At 62.3% G+C, this 20,313-nt stretch carries 18 protein-coding genes, 1 tRNA gene and 1 pseudogene; 14 read left to right on the top strand and 6 right to left on the bottom strand.

Going from position 1 to position 20,313, the window contains the following annotated elements:
- Window positions 1–51: 51 nt before the first annotated feature.
- Together N0A20_RS02370 and N0A20_RS02365 are read right to left on the bottom strand one after the other, a co-directional pair.
- Window positions 52–459 carry a DUF2958 domain-containing protein gene (locus N0A20_RS02370; RefSeq protein ID WP_260582430.1) on the bottom strand — a complete coding sequence of 136 codons (408 nt, stop codon included), beginning with the start codon at window positions 457–459 and terminating at the stop codon, window positions 52–54.
- Complete coding sequence (locus tag N0A20_RS02365) at window positions 456–1,412, bottom strand: ArdC family protein (RefSeq protein ID WP_260582429.1); 957 nt, start codon at window positions 1,410–1,412, stop codon at window positions 456–458. The genes N0A20_RS02370 and N0A20_RS02365 overlap by 4 nt, the downstream gene beginning before the upstream one ends.
- A gap of 483 nt (window positions 1,413–1,895) precedes the next feature.
- Here N0A20_RS02365 and N0A20_RS02360 point away from each other — a divergent pair, with 483 nt between their 5' ends.
- The 4 genes from N0A20_RS02360 (at window position 1,896) to N0A20_RS02345 (ending at window position 5,142) form a co-directional block, all read left to right on the top strand.
- Window positions 1,896–2,756 carry a hypothetical protein gene (locus tag N0A20_RS02360; RefSeq protein WP_260582427.1) on the top strand — a complete coding sequence of 287 codons (861 nt, stop codon included), beginning with the start codon at window positions 1,896–1,898 and terminating at the stop codon, window positions 2,754–2,756.
- Window positions 2,725–3,132, top strand: a complete 408-nt coding sequence (locus tag N0A20_RS02355) for a hypothetical protein (RefSeq protein WP_260582426.1) — start codon at window positions 2,725–2,727, stop codon at window positions 3,130–3,132. The genes N0A20_RS02360 and N0A20_RS02355 overlap by 32 nt, the downstream gene beginning before the upstream one ends.
- 366 nt (window positions 3,133–3,498) lie before the next feature.
- Window positions 3,499–3,915, top strand: a complete 417-nt coding sequence (locus tag N0A20_RS02350) for an ester cyclase (RefSeq protein ID WP_260582425.1) — start codon at window positions 3,499–3,501, stop codon at window positions 3,913–3,915.
- A gap of 390 nt (window positions 3,916–4,305) precedes the next feature.
- Entirely contained in the window at window positions 4,306–5,142 is an 837-nt protein-coding gene (locus N0A20_RS02345) for an alpha/beta fold hydrolase (RefSeq protein ID WP_260582424.1), read from the top strand.
- 158 nt (window positions 5,143–5,300) lie between these two features.
- Here N0A20_RS02345 and N0A20_RS02340 read toward each other — a convergent pair whose 3' ends face one another.
- Window positions 5,301–6,539 carry a phage integrase central domain-containing protein gene (locus N0A20_RS02340; RefSeq protein WP_260582423.1) on the bottom strand — a complete coding sequence of 413 codons (1,239 nt, stop codon included), beginning with the start codon at window positions 6,537–6,539 and terminating at the stop codon, window positions 5,301–5,303.
- A 582-nt stretch (window positions 6,540–7,121) separates the two neighbouring features.
- Here N0A20_RS02340 and N0A20_RS02335 point away from each other — a divergent pair.
- The 3 genes from N0A20_RS02335 (at window position 7,122) to N0A20_RS02325 (ending at window position 10,175) form a co-directional block, all read left to right on the top strand.
- A complete protein-coding gene (locus N0A20_RS02335) occupies window positions 7,122–8,282 on the top strand; it encodes a hypothetical protein (RefSeq protein ID WP_260582421.1) in 1,161 nt (386 codons plus the stop codon).
- 1 nt (window position 8,283) lies between these two features.
- Window positions 8,284–9,261 (top strand): hypothetical protein, encoded by a 978-nt coding sequence (locus N0A20_RS02330; protein ID WP_260582420.1) that lies wholly within the window; start codon window positions 8,284–8,286, stop codon window positions 9,259–9,261.
- 242 nt (window positions 9,262–9,503) lie between these two features.
- Complete coding sequence (locus N0A20_RS02325) at window positions 9,504–10,175, top strand: recombinase family protein (RefSeq protein ID WP_260582419.1); 672 nt, start codon at window positions 9,504–9,506, stop codon at window positions 10,173–10,175.
- 360 nt (window positions 10,176–10,535) lie between these two features.
- Here N0A20_RS02325 and N0A20_RS02320 read toward each other — a convergent pair whose 3' ends face one another.
- Window positions 10,536–11,063, bottom strand: coding sequence for a hypothetical protein (locus N0A20_RS02320; protein ID WP_260582418.1), 528 nt, complete (start codon window positions 11,061–11,063; stop codon window positions 10,536–10,538).
- Window positions 11,064–11,597: 534 nt separating this feature from the next.
- Between N0A20_RS02320 and N0A20_RS02315 the strand changes: the two genes are divergently transcribed.
- Window positions 11,598–11,804: a helix-turn-helix domain-containing protein gene (locus N0A20_RS02315; RefSeq protein WP_260582417.1), complete on the top strand. Its 207-nt coding sequence runs from the start codon at window positions 11,598–11,600 to the stop codon at window positions 11,802–11,804.
- Between the two features lie 110 nt (window positions 11,805–11,914).
- Here N0A20_RS02315 and N0A20_RS02310 read toward each other — a convergent pair whose 3' ends face one another.
- Together N0A20_RS02310 and N0A20_RS02305 are read right to left on the bottom strand one after the other, a co-directional pair.
- Window positions 11,915–13,438: a site-specific integrase gene (locus tag N0A20_RS02310; protein WP_260582416.1), complete on the bottom strand. Its 1,524-nt coding sequence runs from the start codon at window positions 13,436–13,438 to the stop codon at window positions 11,915–11,917.
- 90 nt (window positions 13,439–13,528) lie between these two features.
- Window positions 13,529–13,615, bottom strand: a tRNA-Leu gene (locus tag N0A20_RS02305).
- A 195-nt stretch (window positions 13,616–13,810) separates the two neighbouring features.
- Between N0A20_RS02305 and N0A20_RS02300 the strand changes: the two are divergent.
- From N0A20_RS02300 to N0A20_RS02275, 6 genes and pseudogenes are all read left to right on the top strand, one after another.
- Window positions 13,811–14,747, top strand: a pseudogene (locus N0A20_RS02300) (complex I NDUFA9 subunit family protein).
- A 100-nt stretch (window positions 14,748–14,847) separates the two neighbouring features.
- A complete protein-coding gene (locus N0A20_RS02295; RefSeq protein WP_260582415.1) occupies window positions 14,848–15,843 on the top strand; it encodes a hypothetical protein in 996 nt (331 codons plus the stop codon).
- The gene (locus tag N0A20_RS02290; RefSeq protein ID WP_260582414.1) at window positions 15,840–16,640 is read left to right on the top strand and encodes an undecaprenyl-diphosphate phosphatase; all 801 of its coding nucleotides are present in this window, start codon (window positions 15,840–15,842) and stop codon (window positions 16,638–16,640) included. The genes N0A20_RS02295 and N0A20_RS02290 overlap by 4 nt, the downstream gene beginning before the upstream one ends.
- 158 nt (window positions 16,641–16,798) lie before the next feature.
- On the top strand, window positions 16,799–18,241 hold the full coding sequence (locus tag N0A20_RS02285) for an NAD(P)-dependent oxidoreductase (RefSeq protein WP_260582413.1): 1,443 nt from the start codon (window positions 16,799–16,801) through the stop codon (window positions 18,239–18,241).
- A gap of 485 nt (window positions 18,242–18,726) precedes the next feature.
- On the top strand, window positions 18,727–19,032 hold the full coding sequence (locus N0A20_RS02280; protein ID WP_260582412.1) for a hypothetical protein: 306 nt from the start codon (window positions 18,727–18,729) through the stop codon (window positions 19,030–19,032).
- A gap of 66 nt (window positions 19,033–19,098) precedes the next feature.
- Window positions 19,099–20,244 (top strand): DUF2059 domain-containing protein, encoded by a 1,146-nt coding sequence (locus N0A20_RS02275; protein ID WP_260582411.1) that lies wholly within the window; start codon window positions 19,099–19,101, stop codon window positions 20,242–20,244.
- Window positions 20,245–20,313: the final 69 nt, after the last annotated feature.

Raw genomic sequence — 20,313 nt, 5'->3', positions numbered from 1 at the left:
ATTTCGCGATTTGGGCGGACCGGCTTCGATTGCGGCGGAACGCGCCGCGCGTCATCCACCCGAAGGCGGAAGCTCGTTGGCGCTGCGGCGCAGTTCGCTTTCGGCGACGATGATCGAACCGAGACGCCGCGCGGTGTCGGCCCAGACCGACAGCGGACGCAGCGGCATGAAATGTTCGTCGCGCTCAATGGCAAGGCCGAAGGGAAGCCGGACGCCCGCAATTTCGCGGAGCGAAAAGACGCCGAGTTCGGGGCAGCCGAAACCGAGATCGGCGAGCCCGAAGAGCGTGTCGCCGTCAGCGTCGAGCTCGGTCGCGATCCACGTCGCCGCGCCGATCGGCGAGAAATATTTGACGACGGGCAGTGGGTCGGGTTCGGCTTTGCCGCTTTCGACGGCGCGCCGATGCGCGGCGGCATTGGCGCGGAGCGCCGCGCGAAGCTCGGGCGGGAGCAGGATCATGCCGCTACCCTCCCCTCGTTGTACGCATCCGCATGGCGAGCCAATATCCAGTCGGCGGCCTTGCTCGCGTGGCTCGCGGCGCGGAAGATCGCGCGGCTATCCTCGTTCAGAAGCTCGAGCCAATGCGCGAGATAGTCGGCGTGGCGGACGGTCGGCACGATGCCGAGCGCGGCGCACAGGAAGGCGCTGCCCATTTCGGCGACGAGTTCCTCGCGCGCATAATGTTTGCCGCCGAGGCCGTTCATGAGTTTGCGGTCGAGCCGCGAGACATGGCCGGTCGCGTGGGTCAGTTCGTGCAGGGCGGTGCGGTAATAGTTGATCTGCTCGAAGAAGGCGGGTTGCGGCGGCACCCCCACGAAGTCGTGCGCGGGCACATAAAATGCCTTGTCGCCGCCGATCCGGAAATCGACCCCCGATGCGGCGATGACCGCCTCGGCGAGCGGCACGATCTCGCGTTCTGGAAGCGGCGCGGGGTCGGCCGCGAGACCTTCGCCAAGCCCCTCGCACTGTGCGACGTTGAACAGGGTGAAGCGCTTGAGGAAGGGAATGGCCTTGGCGTCCTCGCCCGCCTCGCGCGCGCGTTCCTTCTCGGCCTCGGGGGTGAAGCTGTCGGCGTAGACGACGGCGGTGCCGCGCTCGCCCTTGCGAACGCTGCCGCCCGCTGCAAGCGCCTGCCGGAAGGTGAGCCATGTTTGCGACGGCCAGCCGTGGTCGATCACCGCGCCCCAGAGGATGAGAATATTGACGCCGCTGTAGGGACGGCCGGTCAGCGCATTGCGCGGCAGCCCGGGCGCGACAGCGCCCTCGCCTTCGCCGCGTCCCCAAGGCTGCACCCAAGGGAAGCGCCCTGCTTCGAGCTCGGAAATGATGCGGCGGGTGACCTCTTCATAGAGATCGGCGCGGGGCTCCCCCCTGCCCTCGCGGGCTGCGCGGCGCTTGCCGGTCTGGCGCATGGCTGTCCTCCTCACACGCCCGAAAACCCCATGGGCCTCCCCGGAGTGGGGGTGGGCGGCGAGTTGCGACCTGCCGGGCGCGGCCAGGAGGCGGCGCGCATCCGGAGGACCGGAACGAAGAGGAGAAGCCGGGCCCGAAGGGCCGGCTTGCACGGCGCCGGGCCGCGCCCAGAAGGGCGCGCCGCCCACCGCCACGACGGCGGGAAGGCCCGACAACGAACCGCCGCGCGGCACGCGCGGGCAACGTACGGCCGCAAGGCCGGCGCCAGGGATCGTGACCGAAGGCCGGGACGCACAGCGGCCCGGCGCCTCGCGCCCGCGGGAGGCGTAGAGCCCGGCCGCACCCTGGTGCCGCGGCGCACCTGGTCGCTCCGGACTATTTTTCACCCCCGACTCTCGACGCGTCACGCCGCAAGACATATCGGACGAGGACATGCCCCGGCCGGACCGGCGCGGGGCCACCGGCGCGATGGAGACAGGTCATTGATCGACTATGAGATGGCGGTGAACGAGGCGTGGGATCGCCTCGACTCCGATGAGCCGGAGAGCGCCGCGCCCCTTGCGCGCGCGATCCTCGCCGACCATCCCGATGCCATCGACGCCTATGTGGTGCTGGCCGCAACCTGCACGGTCCCGGCCGAGGCCGCGGCGCTGCTGCGCGAGGCGGTCCGGATCGGGGCCGCGATGGCCGGCGGGACCGGACATGCTGACCCGGAGACGATTGCCGCCTATGATCGCGACGCGCATGTGCGCGCCCTGAACCATCTCGCCCGGCTACTCTGGTATGATTGCCATCGGTCGAACCGGAAAGAGGCGCTGATCCATGCCCGCCGGGCCTTGCGAATGGACAATGACGACCGCAACAATACGCGGATCCTGCTCATGGCGTGGGAGGCGGCCGAAGGACATTGGGCGGCCTCGCGCAGGATCACCCGCAGCTGCCGCAAGGAACCACGGACCGAGATACGCTACTGGCTCGCGCTCCACGCCTTCAGGGACGGTACGCCCGACGCCGAAGCGCTGCTCGACAAGGCGATTGCGACGAACCCGCATGTGCCGGCGGCGCTCGATCGGCGCATCACGCTGTTGCACGACCGGAATCCGTACTGCACATGGGGCTCGCCCGAGGAGGCGGTGCTCTACGCGCGCGCCACGGGTCGCGTTCTGCCACTGTGCGAGACGTTGATGTGGCGTCAGGCGGCTCGCCTGCTGACGCGGCAGGAAGAGGCGGCCGCAAGCGTGTCGCTGGCGGAACTCGCAAGTCTCGCGGAGACCGATCTCGCTCGACAGTCATCTTGGCGTCGCGCGCGGTATGGAAGGCATCGGTCTTGCCCGCCATCGTAATCTGGGCCTTGCCGAAGACCTTCTTCGCCGGGGAATCAACCTTTGCAACATCAGCAATTTCGGCCAGTTTGTTCCGTGGTTCACCGGCGTACTCGCGACCGTGCTTGCCCGACTTGGTCGTCTACGCGAAGCGGGCGCATTGCTGGATGCCTATCGTGCTTCGGACACGAACCACGAGACATGGTGCACCGCGGAATTGCTTCGTCAGCATGCAATCGTGGAGCATCTCTCCGGCGCCTCGAGCGCTATCGTCATCGAGAGCCTCGACAAGGCGGCCGCGATGGCAATGCGGCAAGGAGCTCGTGCCTGGTCGACCGCAATCGCCGAGACCCGGAGACAGATTCTCGCGCCGAGACCGGGGCGGGCGGCGCTCTGACATCGTCATATACCTGACGTCTTCGCCGATCGACTAACGGACCACTATCCCGGCGACTCTGCCGCCCTCGCCGCCGATAGCCCAGAGTGGCGCCGCCGCCGGTCCTGCCGAGCGGAAGCAATGGGCCGATCGCGCGGCGTAAGCTCCTCCTCTCCCGCCCGGATCGCGCCCATTGCGCCTTGGTCGATGAACCAACGCCGGTCGGCTAGAGCCCGTTCGCGAGACGCCGGCTGCCCAATATCAAGTCACATGTTACCGCGCCGTCGTCACTGGCCAGGATCTCCCGCGTCCTTCAGTCCTGCGCGGGGAGTTCGACGAAGGCGTTGCACCTCATCGTCGCAGCAAAGCCTCATAACCGGAATTGCCATGGTCCTGTCGAGCACTGCTCTGGAAAATATGCACGCGATCGACGCGGCCTGGAATGGCCGACAATGGGAGCGATATGCCTCTTTCCTCGCCGACGATCTCGAGGTCCAGACGGCAGGCGAGGCCTCCAGTCACGGGAAGCGCGACCATGTCGAGAAGGCCCGCGCACTCTGCGCCGCCTGTCCGGACGCGGTCGTCCATTCCGACCCCTATATCGAGTTCTTCACCAATGCCGAAGGCGACAAGAGTTGTTCGGTCGCCCGCATTACCGGCACCTTGTCCGGCCTGCCCTTCGAAACATCCTTCGCGTCGATTTGCACCTGGCGCGACGGGCAAATCGTGCATCAGCTTCAGTTCATCGACACGGAAACCGCCAAACGGCAAGTCGGAGCAGGCGAACAGGCTGCGGAACCGTGATCGGGTCTGGGAACGCCCGCAACTCCTTCTTTGCCGAATCCGGTGCAGGCCGATATCGTCCTGTTCGATCGGTCAACCGGCGAAAGGACGCTAACATGCCGCTATCGCAAGCTCGCTTTCGCGTCATGGCAGTTGATGCGAAAAGCTCCCGCATCGCTACCCTCTTTCTCCCGCGGTGGCGATGTCGGCTCCCCCTCCCTGCCTCGAGCCGACGCAAAACTGGATCGGCGCCCCGACCTGATGACCCCTGCCGGGTGCGCCGGTCCATTTTGTCGAAGAACGATCGGGTCGCCCGCGCGACACCGTCGAGCAATGACCGATGTCGGGCCCGTCGTGGCCCATTGAAACGAAATCGAACCGACAACACCCTTGCATGAGAGGAAATAAATCATGGGCTTTGTGAGCACGCAGGACGGAACGCAGATTTTCTACAAGGACTGGGGCCCGAAGGATGCCCAGCCGATCGTCTTCCATCATGGGTGGCCGCTGTCGTCGGACGATTGGGACGCGCAGATGCTTTTCTTCCTTGCAAATGGCTACCGCGTCGTCGCGCACGATCGCCGCGGCCACGGCCGGTCGGAACAGGTGAGCGAAGGCCATGACATGGCGCATTATGCCGCCGACGCCGCAGCGGTCGCCGAGCATCTCGACCTCCGCAACGCCGTGCATATCGGCCACTCCACCGGCGGCGGCGAGGTCGCGGCCTATGTCGCCCGCCACGGCATCCCGCAGGGCCGCGTCGCCAAGGCGGTGCTGGTCAGTGCGGTGCCGCCGATCATGCTGAAGACCGACCGCTACCCCGGCGGACTGCCGGTCGAGGTGTTCGACGGCTTCCGTGCCGGTCTTGCCGCCAATCGCGCCAGCTTCTTCCGCGAGGTCGCAGCGGGTCCCTTCTACGGCTTCAACCGCCCCGGTGCGAAGGTCGATGAAGCGGTCATCGACAATTGGTGGCGCCAGGGCATAATGGGAAGCGCCAAGGCGCATTATGAAGGCATCAAGGCCTTCTCCGAAACCGACCAGACCGACGATCTCAAGGCGATCTCGGTTCCGGCGCTCGTATTGCACGGCGACGACGACCAGGTCGTACCCTACCAGAATGCGGGTGTGCTGCAGGCCGAAATCCTGCCGAACGCGACCCTCAAAGTCTATCCGGGCTTCTCCCACGGCATGCTCACGGTGAATGCCGACGTGCTCAATGCCGACCTGCTGGCATTCGTCGAGGCCTGAGCGCGTGGCGCCGATACACGGAGCGGTGACCTGCCGCCGCTCCGGAAGCTTGCAGGGTTGGTCCGCTTAAGCTCGGACCGGCATTCGCCCCCGCCTAACAGCGCTATCTGCCTATCGGGAGATTTCGGCTGAGCGGCAGACGGCCCGAGTGATGCCCGTCAGCCAGACGCCGCTCGCCGCCCTCCAAAATTGGGTTTGAGCAGTTTGGCACCGGTGCGTAGCCGGTCGAGCTCGTCCGACCAGAACTGCATCATCGTGACGCGTTCATCCCAATATTCGCCGCGGGTATAGGCACGCCGCACACCATCATTCTCCATATGCGCAAGTTGGCGCTCGATGGCGTCGGGATTGAACCGCCCGCTCTCGTTGAGCAGCGTCGCCGCCATGGCGCGGAAGCCATGAGCGGTCATCTCCTCCTGGCCGAAGCCGAGCGCGCGTAGCGCGGCGTTCACGGTGTTCTCCGACATAGGCTGGCGGTCGGTCCGAAAGGACGGAAAACAGTAGCGGCCGGTGCCGGTCAGGTCCCAAAGCTGCTCGAACATCCCGACCACCTGCGTGGAGAGCGGTACCCGGTGCGCGCGCCGCATCTTCATCTTCTCCGCGGGAATGTTCCAGACCGACCGGTCGAAGTCGAACTCGCTCCATTCGGCCTGCCGCAGTTCGCCTGGACGAACGAACAAATGTGCCGACAGCCGAAGCCCGAACAGGGTGATCGCGTGGCCGGTATAGCCGTCGATCGCGCGCATCAGTTCGCCGGCGCGGGTCGCTGTCGTGATCGCCGCGAGATGCTTGGGCTTGGGCACGGTGAGAGCGCCGCGCAGATCACTCGTGGGATCACGCTCGGCCCGCGTCGTGGCGACAGCGTAGCGGAACACCCGACCGAGGACACTGCGCATCCGCCGGGCGCTTTCATAGCGTCCGGTCGCCTCGACCGACCGGAGCACGACGAGCACCTCGTGGGCGGTGATCTTGGCGATCGGACGCGTACCGATTTTCGGATAGGCCTTGTCGAGCAGCCAACGGATCTTGCTCAGCGTGATCTCGGCCATGCCCTCACGCTCATTCTTGCCGATCCATTCGAGCGCAACCGATTTAAAGCTGTTATCCTCTTCAACGCGGGCTTTCGCGAGATCGACCTTCCGCTGATGCGACGGGTCGACCCCCAGCGCCAGCAGGCGCCGTGCCTCGTCACGCTTCGCCCTTGCATCCGCGAGACCGAGGTCCGGCCATTGTCCAAGCGACTGCGTCTTCTGTTTGCCAAGCCAGCTGTAGTTCAGGCGCCAGAGCTTCGAGCCGTTCGGCTTGACGAAGAGGTGCAAACCGCCGCCATCGAACATCTTGTAAGGTCGCTCGCGGGGTTTCGCGTTGGCAATGGTCGTGGTAAAGAGGGTGCTCATAGGGGTATCGCCTTTTCGAAAAGGCGAAAACGATACCCTTCGGGATACCCTATTTGTTCCTGATTGGTGCCGTATCCGCCCGGATTTGACCGGACGGCTATAGCACAAAAAATGGCTGAAATCTCCCGTTTTTCGGACGTTCTCGGACGCCCCCGGAAGAACAAATGGTGCCCAGAAGAGGATTTGGCGGGCAATCCATTAAGCCTTGGAAAACAAGAGAAGTTTTCTAAATGCCTAGCCCGGCTGTACTAGCCCGTTGTACTAGGAAAATCAAAGGTTTTCCGTCGATGTGGGTCCCTGTTTGGGCATCGAACCTCAGCCATAGCATGATGATGAAGCCGTCGGAGAAAGCACCTTAGCGGGAAAGGACTGGATTTCATTTGGCCTTACTAAGAACGCTGAAAATCCGAGGATTTTGGAACACACACCCTGTGGGATTATGCTAAGCACCGGTTTATGCGATCTCCCAGGTTCGGCCACGGTAGACCGCCAAACTTCGACGGCCTGCGAGACAACCCCATTGACTAGCCGCATATCCCGCCCGACGATAGCGAACTCAAAACATCGAGTAGGACGCACAAAATGAAGCTGGAAGTTCTCGGCTTAGATTATGACCAACGCATTGCTTGCTTTATGATCAACGCCCGTGCTGACTATGACTGGTATTTGGCCAAAACACAGGGTTCGGAAGCCAACCTTGCGATCCAGCGTGACGTAATTAAAGGCACGAAGCCGTACAGAACCCTTCGTGCAGACCTCAAAATGGGATGTATACTTCCAACAATCGTTCTAGCCGTTAGGGACGTAGACCTCACGCCTACCGAGCGCTACAGTAAAGAACAAGGCTTTATTGAAGCATCAAGAGACGACTTGCTTTTGTTGACTGCAGCCATAGACGCAGCAACCCCTGCTGACATTGATATCGTGGATGGACTTCAGCGTACCAATGCGCTTCGCCAAACTTTATCTGAACTTGAAGGAGCGGCAAAAGCGGCGTTTCTCGCACGGTCTTTGCGATTAGAAATTTGGGTTGGCATCCCTTTTTATTCGCTGGCTTATCGGATGCTTCTGTTGAATGCTGGTCAGAAGCCCATGTCGATGAAACATCAAATCGACATTCTCTCTCGCGGATTAGCTGACGATCTTAAAGATTTGCCTGGGATAGAAATAATAACAATTAAGGATCATAAACGCAGAGTTAAACCAGGCCAGTTCCATCTCTCAACTCTTGCTCAAGCATTCCAGGCTTGGCTTCAGCGCAACCCAAATGTTGATGTTAGCAACATGGTTGTTGAGACACTGATAGTAGATGAAGCATTGGAGACGCTAGGCGTTGACCTGCAGAGCGGCGACGGAGCCAATCACCGCGACAATTTTAGAGAGTTCGTTACCTGGTTGCTTGCATTGGATAAAATACTCGGAGAGGGCAATAATCGCTTCCTCGGGAATGACACGGTAGTTCTCGGCTTTGCGGCGGCTGTCGGCTTTGCATATAAGAACGAGCAGCTGCGGGATCGCGTACAACCGGCTATGACGAGCCTGCTAGAGGAAGCCAAGGCTGACCCAGATGACCCGATGGGAGTGAACTCTTTTGATGCACTTCGGCGCAGCATTGATACCCGTAGAAGCAATGTCGGCGAGGCAACTCGAGAATTCGTGTTTAGGGCAGTACGTGAATATATAATGCAGAGCGGAACTAGCTCTATGACCGAATGCTGGACCCAATCTGCTACGATGATGTAAAATGAACTTACTGGATCTAATTGGCCTAGGCAGTCCGGACGATATTGACCCCGACCGGCCATTGGACATTGCGGGTTTTACGTTAGGCCCCGACGCTAGCAGGGAAGCCGCCCTTCTGGCCACTCATGGCATAACTAAAAGCGTACAATGCTCTAGCAAATCTAACGTCAGCATTCCCCTGTATTGGCTCTTGTCCCGACAAGGCAACGAGATCGGCGAAGCGTTCTGCTTCCCGAAGGGGCAACTGATAGGACTACCAACCGCACTTGAGATCGCTTTTGTGAGGAGCATAGCAGCAGTTGAAGAGCAAGAATTTTCAAAAATAGTTGACGGAGACTGCTTGGTATCAATAGGCGATGCCGCCGACTTATCCAAGATATGTGAAGTCTTATACGCAGTACGTCCACCTATCTTTGGCCATAGTGTTTTGGCAGGTCAATACGGTTCGATTGATTTGACAGAAGCAGACGATAAGCAATTGTCTCGCCCAGTCATAAAATGTCTGCAAGGCTCTTTTGAAGCCATGCCTGTTAAGTTTAGATTTCTGGAGCTTTACCGGTCTATGGAAGCTCGGTTTTTGAGGGAACTAAAAGAAAGTCTCTTAGCGGAGTTCGATGCGCAACCGAAAGCCGCACTGGAAAGTGCAACGAAAAAGCTCAAGTCCGAACTGGCACAGTTCCTTCTCTTGTCGGAAATAAAAAAGCCTTACTTCGAAATGATTTGGAGTGCCGCTCACAATTTAAGAACGACAAATAGGCTGGCGATTGCTCTGTTCAGAAAATTGTCCGAGCATGATCTAGCAAACTCTCAATCTAAATCAGGAGCCGCGCTTATATACTTCCTTCGCTGCGCCATAGTACACGCAGGACAGAAGGATATGATATATGAGGCATATCCGGATGGAGAACACTTCCTCAACGTGATTATGGAGCACGTCGAAGAGGCGTCCCTTGCACTCGCGGGTATTCATTTGTCCTAGGATATCTTCGGCTTCCCTCAGGACGTTATTTTTACCGATTGGCACTCGACGGTCAGAATTTGCTATTTTTACGAGAGGCAGGTCCTACGAGTATCGCCTCTTCTCTGCCCCCATGCCCCTGCCCGCTCGCCCTCGCCCTCGCCCTCGTCGCCACGCCCTCTTGCGATAGCCCTCAGCAATGCTTGCCAAACTCATTGTTCATTGGTAAACGAACGTATAGGCATGAACAGGACAAGGCATCTATGAACGATCATCGACATACCAAGGCAGTCGCATACCTGCGGGTATCGACCGACCGGCAGGGCAAGAGCGGGCTGGGATTGGACGCGCAGCGGGAAGCCGTCGCCAGATACATCGCCGCCAACGGACTTGAACTGACCCGCGAATATGTGGAGGTAGAGACTGGCAAAGGCAGCAACGCCTTGGCTAGGCGCCCCGAACTGGTCGGCGCATTGGCAGAGGCCAAGCGGACGAAGGCTCTGCTCATTGTCGCCAAGCTCGACCGGCTTGCGCGCAATACGCGGTTCTTGTTGACCCTGATCGACAGCGGCGCCGACGTTGCATTCGCCGATATGCCGCAAGTAGCGGGACCCATGGGGCGCTTCATCATTACGCAGATGGCGGCTGTCGCTGAACTTGAGGCCGGGTTGATTTCCCAGCGGACCAAGGCGGCCCTTGCCGCTGCAAAGGAGCGCGGTCAGGAACTCGGGAAGCATGGCAAGATACAAGCCGCCCGCAACAAGGCAGAGGCAGCGGAACGGCTAGCGCCGGTTGCACCTATCCTGCGAGAATTGAAGGCAGGGGGAATGACGTTGCGCCAGATGATCGCCGCGCTCAACGAGCAAGGCGTTGCCAGCCCAGCGGGCGGTAAGTGGCATCTCGGGAATTTGCACAAGGCGCTTGGTCGTCTGTAATGGGAATGAGCAAGCCGCACTCTGCGGCTGCTATTTCAAAGCGCGGCGCAACAATATCTGATAGCAAGTGCGCGCACCTCATCCGTATGTTGTCAGATTGTCATTGAATACGACCTTATGGTTCAATTCCCAGCGGCATCAATGAGATGCCTATTGTAATTGGTGCACACTAGAGGAAACCATATTTCTGTATCTATCTGACCGAAGGAAACCGGGTAAACCCAGCCATGATAGGTTCGCCCTTGGTAATGGAATGGCAAGGCACTGATGATGCTAGCAGCGGAATGATATGCTCCTGAAAACCTAGGGATTGGATAGGCCAGCCGATGGCAAGCCTAGGCTCATTGATGGATACTCGCATCAAGCATAGGACTTGGCAAAATCATCAAGTCCCAATGCCACCCCGGACTGAGATAAGCTTTCGATCAATCGGTTGATGGCCAGTACCCGCGTTGAACGGCCCATGGCATCGGCAAGCCGAGCATTCTTGACCAGCTCACGGGTAACCTCATGACGAGGATAGCTCCGTAAAAATCCCAGACCCTTGTCGAATACAGCATCGGCTCTCCGCTGAGCATCAACTGGCAAGCTGTCGATACCACCGCCTGCTCCGATCGGCATGGCATGACGAGTGCGCTCCATAGCTTCGATAATGTTTGTCATCCGTGTCAGGTGTTGCCCCATTCGGAACTGACGCAGCGGTCGTCGCACGGTGAAGTAACCGAACAGCCCTACACCAAGCACAAGAATGATTGATCCCCAAGGGCCTCTGTCGATGGCCGCGATTAGTGTCTGATAGAACGGACCATCATCGGCGAGCCGCGCCGCCTCTTCGCGCTCAGCCATCTGATTGATGTACAAGGCATCGCCGGGCTGGGTGGCGTCCATTGTCGCCTCAGAACTGCCGGGGGTTATATTACCTGACACCCTCCGCAGTATGATCCCGGCAGCAGTCGGCTTAGGCTTCGCGTCCTCGCGGGTTACCCGCTTAGGCAACAGGCCCCGACTTCCGAATACCTCATTTGGGGCCATACCGATAAGGTCGGCGGAGGTAATCGTTTCTCCTGTCGTGACAACCGTTGTTGCTCGCTCAGCAGTCAACTTACCGCCTACGTCTTCGTGAGCAGCCGGTACCGCAAGCTCCTGAGCTGATGCTTCGAGCGGAGCGAGCGTACCGATTAGGCTAAGGGCTACGGCATAACGCATGAATAAACGGGGGCCGCTTGAACTGGCTCCCGCCACTCTCGGCATAGAGGTACGTTCAATAGACAGGCTTGGCATAGTCCCCTCCCCGTTGGCGCGACGCTAACATGGCGGCACGCCTTGAGCAATTGGGTCGTAAATACCGTGGTCATAGAATAATGAAACCCCGACCGTCGCCTTGTGGTCAGGGTAGCGGGGCATCGAGACGATCAAGGTCAATTGGCCCTGTTGGGTCAGGCTATCCGCAATCGACGGAAGGGCGCGGGCCTGTCGCAAGAGGCGCTGGCCGACGCAGCCGAAATTGACCGCTCCCACATGGGTAAGATCGAGCGGGGCGAGCGCAATGTCAGCGTCCTGAATATCCTCAAGATCGCCGCTGCGTTGAACTGCCCCGCCTCCGCCATCTTCATCGACGCGGGAATGTAGTCCAATTTCGCCTGCGCTCGCCGGACAGCGCCATTGCACCGCGAGACGAAGAAACGGGCCAGAATGACCGACAGGCACTCTACGGCCTGCAAATGAGCATTTCAGGCGCGCTAGATTTTCAGCCCCGGTATGCGATAGCTCGCAATGGCCGCAACAAGGGTCGCCATCGAAGGCTTGGACCCATATTTGTCCGCCGCGTCCTTTCCTCTATGCCCCTGAATTTCTCGGCACAAACGTTCAGAAATTCCCGCATTCGTAGCTTGCGTTTTCCAAGTGTGGCGGAACGAGTGAAAGACTTTAGTGTTGTCAGAGATACCGAGAGAGCGCTTATACCGGGTGAACCATTGCCCCCATTTGTCGGTCAGCGACTGCCCAACTCCAATCGGCTTCAAGTCAGGAAACACCCTACCTTGCTGGTTGGAGAGGCCCTGCACATAGGCGACGAAACCAAGTTCGATCAGCTTGGGATGCAGAGGAATTAGGCGACGGCTCGCAGCGTTTTTTATCTTGTTGACCAATGCCCCTTCCGCATCAGGGCGATCGGTGATGTCCATGCACCATGCCTGCTGAGGCTGTTCAGCGTCATCTAGATATACGGACTGACGCACGTCACTGACACGCAACTGCCCAAGCTCCTCTCTGCGCGCACCCATAAACAGGGCCAGCAATGGTAGCCAATATGCTGCCTCGCCGCCGCAACCCTTCGACCGTTCACCTTTTGAATGGACTGGACCAGAAAACAGTTTGGCTAGATCGTCGATGTCCCAGTCTGACCGGTCTTCCCTTTTCTCGGTCACCCAGATGCGAACATCCTTTGTGGGATCGGTTTCAATGACGTCGTTCTGTGCCGCCCAACCGAGCAGCGTGCGCAGATACGCTAACTGGTTACGCACATTGACCTGCGACCGGCTGGCATCAGCTATCAGGCTTTGCTTGTATGCCTGCACGTCTGCCTTACTGATGAGTTCGGCGGACTTCCTGCCCATGATCGAGTTGAACAATCTGGCGGAACTTTCATATGCGGCTCGCCCCTTGGCCGAAGGGCTGCGCTCAGTCGCCCAGCCATCAACAATGTCGGTATCTAGGAAAATCCCGTTACCCTTGGGCGCAACGACGGCCTTTTCAGCTACTACAGCCGCTCCCGGCGCATTGCGTTTGTTCGCCTCGCGCTCCAACTCCGCGCCATATATCTGTCTTACATTGGCAATGGCCAGTTGGGCAGCACGGGCGACATGCTGAGGAGCCGCGTCAGGCACCTGCCCAGCCTCAAGGGCATCCATGATCGGCGCGAGTTCCTCGGCCTCTTCATCGGCGTTTTGAGCAGCCTCAGAAGCCAAGTCGGCTTGTTCCTCATCCCATTCCCAACGCGCCCGCTCGCGGTCTAAAAGAGCCTGAGACTTGGGGGCTGTCGGAGGTTGCGCCGCTGCGTCGAACGAGGCCTGCGCTTTGTCCAAGCGGGCCTGAGACCAACTCGCCCATTGATCGAGGATCAACCGCTTGGCCGCGTCCCGGTCCTTTGTGCGTAACGTGAATTTCATTTCCCGCTTGCCGCCGAAGAACGGGTGCAGGTGTTCAGGGATGGCTCTGCGGAAGTAATAGACCCCGTTGGGGGCCTTGTGCCGATAGTTGCACATGTCATCGTCTCCTAGCACAATTGTACTAGGCGATTGTGAAAATCCCTTATTTTCCAACATTATCCAGAGCCTTCAATGCCCTAGGGTAAATGGTGCCCAGAAGAGGACTCGAACCTCCACGACCTTGCGATCGCCAGCACCTGAAGCTGGTGCGTCTACCAATTCCGCCATCTGGGCACGGGGTAGGAGCGGGCGCTTAGCGGCGCGCGCCTTGGCTTGTCAACCGCGCTGCGCGCCCGCGCATGCATTTTATCGCAAAGTCGCGCTTTTCGGCCCGCACGGGCCGCTCGCCCCTTGCCCGCACCGGCGCTTCGCGGCATGGGGAGCGCGACGGCGGACGGTGCCGGGACAGAATCACCACGGGCTGATGCGATGCGAAATCTCGACGGACAATTGATCACGGTCTTCGGCGGCAGCGGCTTCATCGGCCGCTATGTCGTGCAGAAGCTGCTCGCGCGCGGCGCGCGGGTGCGCGTCGCCGAACGCGAACCGCGCCGGGCGCTGTTCCTGAAGCCGCTCGGCGGGCTCGGCCAGACGCAGTTCGTCGCCGCTGACGTGCGCGATGCCGCCGGCGTCGCGCGCGCGATCCGGGGCAGCGACGCGGCGATCAACCTCGTCGGCAGTTTCGACGACATGCAGGCCGTCCACGCGGCGGGCGCCGAGCCATATCGCAGCGGCCGCCGCGGCCGCCGGCGTCGCGACGCTGGTCCATGTCTCGGCGATCGGCGCCGACAGCGACGCCGCTTCCGCCTATGGCCGCAGCAAGGGCGACGCCGAGGCTGCGGTGCGCGGCGCCTTCCCCGCCGCGGTGATCCTGCGCCCCTCGATCGTCTTCGGCCGCGAGGACAAGTTCATCAACCGCTTTGCCGCGATGATCCGCCTGTCGCCGGTCGTCCCGGTGATCGCGGGCGCGACAAAGCTCCAGCCGGTCTATGTCGGCGACGTCGCCGCGGCGGTGTTGGCGGCGCTCGGCGCCGCGCCGGGCAGCCGTTTCGAACTCGGCGGGCCGCAAATTCTGACGATGGGCGAATTGCAGCGCTGGATCGCGGACGCCACCGGCCGCAAGCGCCTGTTCGTCGATGTGCCCGATGCCGTTGCGGCGGCGCTCGCCACCGGTTTCGGCTGGGCGCCGGGCGCCCCGATCACCCGGGATCAGTGGCTGATGCTGCAACGCGACAATGTCGTCGCTTCGGGCGCGGCGGGGCTTGCCGACCTCGGCATTACGCCCTGTTCGCTCGCGTCGGTCGCCGACGGCTGGCTGGTGCAGTATCGCCGCCACGGCCGCTTCGCCGAACTCGCCGCCCGCTGAGCCCCCGCCCCCGCCTTCCTCTGGCGCGGGCCGCAAAAGCTGCTAGTCTGGGGACGGGGTCGCTTCTGCTTTGCGGGGGTGTGCGATGAAATATGGGGGGATGACCGCGCTGCTGACGGTGGCGATGGTGCTGGCGGGCTGCGACAATACGCCGGCCGATTTGCATGGATTGCCGAAGGATGCGGCCGAACGCGCGACCTTGTGCGGCCGCGCGGCGGTGGCCTTTGCCGCGGCCGGCAGCGGCAAGGGCGCCGCCGAGGAGAAAAGGCGCCAGGACCTGCTCCAGACCGTCGTCGACAAGACCGGCTTTTTCGGCGCGACCGGGCTCGACGATGAAAAGGGCAAGGCGCTGCTCGGCGATATCGAGGGCACGCTGAAGGGCGGCAACTGGCTCGGCACGCTCAACCAGTGCAAGGCCGCCTATGCGCTCGGCGATCCCGAAGCGCTCCCCGAACTGCCCGGCGATCCCAAGGAAAAGCCCGCGGCCTGCGCCGCGGTCGCGGTCGCCTCGGCATTCCGCGACGGGTCGGGCGACCTGGCCGCGCTGCAGAAGAATGTGCTGATGAACCCGCAATCCTCCTATTTCCTGATCGCCGCGGCGGCACAGGACGGCGGCATCGCGGCGGCGCAGAATGCCATGGTCGGCAAGGTCGAATGGGCGATCTCGTCGGGCGCGGTCGGCCCGCTGACCGAGGCGTGCGTCAAGGAATATCCGAAGGCCGCGGCGACCACCGCCGTGACCCTGCCCGCCGACGACGGCCAGGCGGTCGCCGCCTGCGGGTTCAACGTCGGCCTGATGGGCGCGCTCGAAGGCGAGGAGGGCGCGATGGCCAAGGCGGTCGAGGCGAAATTGCGGGGCGGCACCGCGCTCCCGGACATGAGCCTCGCCTCCAATCCGAAGAAGCTGATCGAACAGGCGCTCGACCTCGGCCCGCTCGGCCAATGTGCTGAAGGCCTGCGACGCGCGGTTCAAATAGCGGCTGGCCAAGCCGCGCCCCGCCCCTTAGGGGCAGGGGCGGGACGGGGGCGTCCGGCACCGACCGGGCGCCCTCGCCGCATATCGGCATATCGGCAGCCAGTCGCAGGACCTTCATGAACGAGATCATCACCGCCATCATCCTCGGCATCGTCGAGGGGTTGACCGAATTCCTGCCGGTCTCGTCGACCGGTCACCTGATCCTCGCGACCGAATTGCTCGGCTATGACGCGGCGCGCTGGGCGATCTTCAACATCGCGATCCAGCCGGGGGCGATCCTCGCGATCGTGGTTTTGTACCGCAAGCTTTTCTGGGAGATGTTCACCGGCCTGTTCCGCCGCGACCCGCAAGCGATCGCGTTCGTGCGCAACCTGCTGCTCGCCTTTTTCCCGGCGGTTCTCCTTGGCCTCGCGTTCGGCGACTATATCGAGCTGCTGCTCGAAAATGCCGTCGTCGTCGCCTGGGCGCTGATTATCGGCGGCTTCGCGATCCTGCTCGTCGAACGTTATGCCAAACCCAGGGAAAGCGGCGGGGTCGCCAATCTGTCGGCGCGCCAGTCGATCCTGATCGGCCTCGTCCAGTGCATCGCGATGATCCCCGGCGTCAGCCGTTCGGGCGCCACGATCCTCGGCGCGATGTCGCTCGGGGTGGACCGCAAGACCGCGGCCGAGTTCAGCTTCTTCCTCGCGCTCCCGACGCTGACCGGCGCGACCGCGCTGCAACTCTTCAAGCATCGCGACGCGATCTCGTCCAACGACCTCGGGTTGATCGCGGTCGGCGCCTTCGTCTCGTTCGTCGTCGCCTGGGCGGTGATCAAGGCCTTCCTCGCGGTCGTCACGCGCTATGGCTTCACGCCTTTCGCCTGGTACCGAATCATCGTCGGCGCTGCGGCATTGCTGTGGCTCGCGGCCAGATAGGACCGAACTGGTACCATTAATGAAAGATAGTTGCGCGCGAGACTTTTCCGCTTGCCAATGGCATCCGTTTTAGGACAAAAATACTGTCCTATTGCACATTTCTTTCGTGACATCGGCGCTTTGGCCATGCATTCGCCTCGCAACGAAGGGAAAATAGCATGGCTGCCGATCGCATGCTCCAATTTGTGGGGCACGGACAATCCTACCCCGAAAAGCGCAGCGCCGAGGAACGCGCGCGCGATTTCCGCGAGATTGCGGAACGTTATGCAGCCCCGCAGGCCGACGCGCAGGCCGCGCGCTGCTCGCAGTGCGGCGTGCCCTATTGCTCGGTGCATTGCCCGCTGCACAATCACATCCCCGACTGGCTGCGCCTGACCGCCGAGGGGCGGCTGCGCGAGGCGTATGAACTCAGCAACGCGACCTCGACCATGCCCGAGATCTGCGGCCGCATCTGCCCGCAGGACCGCCTCTGCGAAGGCAATTGCGTGATCGAATTTTCGGGCCACGGCGCGGTGACGATCGGCAGCGTCGAAAAATATATCACCGACACCGCCTGGGCAGAGGGCTGGGTCGAACCCGTGTTTCCCGGCAAGCCCACCGGTCAGTCGGTCGGCATCATCGGCGCGGGGCCCGCGGGCCTCACCGCCGCCGAATACCTGCGCGTCGCGGGGCACGAGGTGCATGTCTATGACCGGCACGACCGGGCGGGCGGCCTTCTCACCTACGGCATCCCCGGCTTCAAGCTCGAGAAGGACGTCGTGATGCGCCGCGTCGAGCGGCTCGCAGCCGACGGCATCCATTTCCACCTCGGCTTCGAGGTGGGCGCCGACGCGACGCTCGACGAGCTGCGGCAGCGGCACGACGCGATCCTGATCGCGACCGGCGTCTACAAGGCGCGCGAGATTGCGGTGCCCGGCAACGAGGCCGAAGGGGTGATCGCCGCGCTCGACTATCTGATCGCCTCGAACCGCAAGGGTTTCGGCGACGACGTCGCGGCGTTCGACGACGGCCGCCTCGATGCGAAGGGCAAGCATGTCGTCGTCGTCGGCGGCGGCGACACCGCGATGGACTGCGTCCGCACCGCCGTGCGCCAAGGCGCGAAGTCGGTCAAATGCCTCTATCGCCGCGACCGCGCCAATATGCCCGGCTCGCAGCGCGAGGTCGCCAATGCCGAGGAGGAAGGCGTCGAATTCGTCTGGCTCTCCGCTCCCGAAAGCTTCACCGCCGACCGCCATGTGAAAGAGGTCGCGGTGGCGGGCATGCGCCTCGGCGCGCCCGACGCCAGCGGCCGCCGCAGCCCCGAACCCGATCCGGGCCGCCAGTTCGACCTGCCCGCCGATATGGTCATCAAGGCGCTGGGCTTCGACCCCGAGGAACTGCCGCACCTGTTCGGCGCCCCCGATCTCAGCGTCACCCGCTGGGGCACCTTGCGCGTCGATCATCAGACGATGATGACCAGCCTGCCCGGCGTGTTCGCCGCGGGCGACATCGTGCGCGGCGCCAGCCTGGTCGTGTGGGGCATCCGCGACGGCCGCGACGTCAGCGATCAGATGCAGCGCTGGCTGAGGGCGAAGGCCGCCGGTGACCGCCAGGCCGCCTGATGATGCGTTTCGGACCATTGCAATCGCTCCGCAATCCGATAGCGTCGGATGGGGGTCGCACCTGCCCGGGACCGGCGTCCCGGGCCCAAGAAAGGCGACCCGAATGACGTTGCGATTTTTGACCCTTGCCTGTCTGGCATCCCTCGCGCAGGGCACGCCCGCGATGGCACAGGAAACGGCGCAGCAGGTGTATGACGCCTATGTCGCGGCCTATACCGATGGCCAGAGCATTGATGCCTATCCCGAATATCTCGCGAACCTCACGCTCAAAGATCATATCGGCTCGATCCTGAAGGACGATCCCGAGCTCAAGGGCTGGGCCGACACCGACACCAGCACCGCCGTCGCCGCGTTCGGCGCCCCGATCCGCGCTCCCTACAAGCTGCGCGTCACCGGCCGCCTGATCGGCACGCTGTCGATCGCCGACGCCAAGGCCGCGACCGCGCTCGCCGCCGATCCCGCCGCGCTCAAGACGATCAACTGCGTTGCCAGGCAAACCCAGCCGCGCCGCGTCCGAATGGGCCGCCTGCGCCGCCGACGGCGGCCGCGCCTTCACGGCGGAGGAACAGGCGCTCGGCACCAGGGCGATCACGGCGGTCAACCAGGCGCTGGCCAGTCCCGACCTCAACTCGGCGGTGGTCGGCATCGTCTGCCACACGCTCGACCGCTTCAGCGACCGCGTCTCCACCGAGGAAATGACGCGCAAATATTCGATGACGGTCACCGTCATCAGCGCCGAGCCGCCGCTGGCCTGCGACCGCGCCAGGCCGCGCTATGCCGCGCTCGCCTAGCCACGACGCCTATCTGAAACTCGAACCCAGCCTCATCTTCGACAGCGCCAGGAAGGGCGAATGACCATGACCAAGTTCAAACTGCTTCTGTTCGTCGGCACCGCCACGCTCGCGTCATCGCCCTTGCATGCCGCGCCGAAAGAGGCCCCCGCCGCGGAAGTCATCCCGGTCGAAATGACGGAACCGGATTATGTCGATCCCGCGTCGCCCGAAGGCAGGGCCCAGGCCAAGGCGAAGATGCAGAAGGAGATCGACGAAGCGATCAAGACGGTCGAAAAGATCTTCGGCACCGACAAGTTGCCCGCGATCGCCCCGGCGCAGCTCGCGCTCGCGCAACAGACGACGGGCGCGCTCGTCCCACCGGGCAGCCTCGAAAAGATGATGGACAATCTCTATGGCAAGCTGTTCCGCGGCCTGGTCGGCGAACTGGGCGGCATGTCCGACCTCATGCTCTCGTACAAGACCGGCGTCGAAAGCGACAAGATCGCGGCGCTCGACGCGCCGAGCAAGGAGGCGATCGCCGACATTTTCGACCCGCACCGCAAGGCGCGCGAAGAGCAGATCATGACGAACGTCAAGCCGATCGTCAGCGAAGTGCTGCGCGATCTGGAGGCGCCGATGCGCGACGGCATGGCGAACGCCTTCGCGCGCAAGTTCAGCGCCGACCAGCTGACCCAGATGAACGGCTTTTTCGCGACCCCGGCGGGCAGCGCCTATGCGAGCGAATGGATGGCGCTGCAGGCCGATCCCGAGGTGATCCTGGCGATCATCAAGTCGGTGCCGCCGATGGCCGACAAATGGATCGACCGCGCGCCCGAGCTCGAAAACAAGTTCAAGGACGACCTGCCGAAGGAAAAGCAGCTCACCGACCTCAGCGACGCCGAGCTGACCAGGCTCGCCGGCCTGATGAAGGTCGACGTTCAGGTGCTCAAGGAACAGCGCGACCTCTACAATTCGGCCGAAGACTATTCGGGCAGCGACGACTGGAGCGCGGGGGACGCGGCCGCCGATGCGGCAGCGGCGGCGGCCGACGCGACGATGGACGGCTTCGATGCCGGCTACGACCGCAGCAACTGGTCCGACGCCGACCGCGAAAAGGTCGAGGCACTGGAGGCCGCGGTCAGCGACGCGACCGCCGCCGCCTATGAGGCCGAGGCCGAGGCCGCCGCCAAGGCCCGCAAGAAGCTCGGCCTGCCCAACCCCGCCGAATGAGACGCCTGCCCCCAACACGAGCCCATGACATGACCCACGCAAAGATATTCATCGCGGGCGGACTATTGG

It is taken from the genome of Sphingopyxis sp. PET50 (assembly GCF_025244705.1).
Classification (GTDB): Bacteria; Pseudomonadota; Alphaproteobacteria; order Sphingomonadales; family Sphingomonadaceae; genus Sphingopyxis.
This window is presented reverse-complemented; position numbering and strand designations above follow the sequence as displayed.

Excerpts from the sequence above, each read along its gene's own strand:
- N0A20_RS02325 (WP_260582419.1), top strand. The coding sequence starts at position 9,504 with ATGAACGATCATCGACATACCAAGGCAGTCGCATACCTGCGGGTATCG.
- N0A20_RS02275 (WP_260582411.1), top strand. The coding sequence starts at position 19,099 with ATGACCAAGTTCAAACTGCTTCTGTTCGTCGGCACCGCCACGCTCGCG.
- N0A20_RS02365 (WP_260582429.1), bottom strand. The coding sequence starts at position 1,412 with ATGCGCCAGACCGGCAAGCGCCGCGCAGCCCGCGAGGGCAGGGGGGAG.
- N0A20_RS02320 (WP_260582418.1), bottom strand. The coding sequence starts at position 11,063 with ATGGACGCCACCCAGCCCGGCGATGCCTTGTACATCAATCAGATGGCT.
- N0A20_RS02285 (WP_260582413.1), top strand. The coding sequence starts at position 16,799 with ATGGCTGCCGATCGCATGCTCCAATTTGTGGGGCACGGACAATCCTAC.
- N0A20_RS02295 (WP_260582415.1), top strand. The coding sequence starts at position 14,848 with ATGACCGCGCTGCTGACGGTGGCGATGGTGCTGGCGGGCTGCGACAAT.
- N0A20_RS02345 (WP_260582424.1), top strand. The coding sequence starts at position 4,306 with ATGGGCTTTGTGAGCACGCAGGACGGAACGCAGATTTTCTACAAGGAC.
- N0A20_RS02330 (WP_260582420.1), top strand. The coding sequence starts at position 8,284 with ATGAACTTACTGGATCTAATTGGCCTAGGCAGTCCGGACGATATTGAC.
- N0A20_RS02310 (WP_260582416.1), bottom strand. The coding sequence starts at position 13,438 with ATGTGCAACTATCGGCACAAGGCCCCCAACGGGGTCTATTACTTCCGC.
- N0A20_RS02335 (WP_260582421.1), top strand. The coding sequence starts at position 7,122 with ATGAAGCTGGAAGTTCTCGGCTTAGATTATGACCAACGCATTGCTTGC.
- N0A20_RS02290 (WP_260582414.1), top strand. The coding sequence starts at position 15,840 with ATGAACGAGATCATCACCGCCATCATCCTCGGCATCGTCGAGGGGTTG.
- N0A20_RS02370 (WP_260582430.1), bottom strand. The coding sequence starts at position 459 with ATGATCCTGCTCCCGCCCGAGCTTCGCGCGGCGCTCCGCGCCAATGCC.
- N0A20_RS02355 (WP_260582426.1), top strand. The coding sequence starts at position 2,725 with ATGGAAGGCATCGGTCTTGCCCGCCATCGTAATCTGGGCCTTGCCGAA.
- N0A20_RS02350 (WP_260582425.1), top strand. The coding sequence starts at position 3,499 with ATGGTCCTGTCGAGCACTGCTCTGGAAAATATGCACGCGATCGACGCG.
- N0A20_RS02340 (WP_260582423.1), bottom strand. The coding sequence starts at position 6,539 with ATGAGCACCCTCTTTACCACGACCATTGCCAACGCGAAACCCCGCGAG.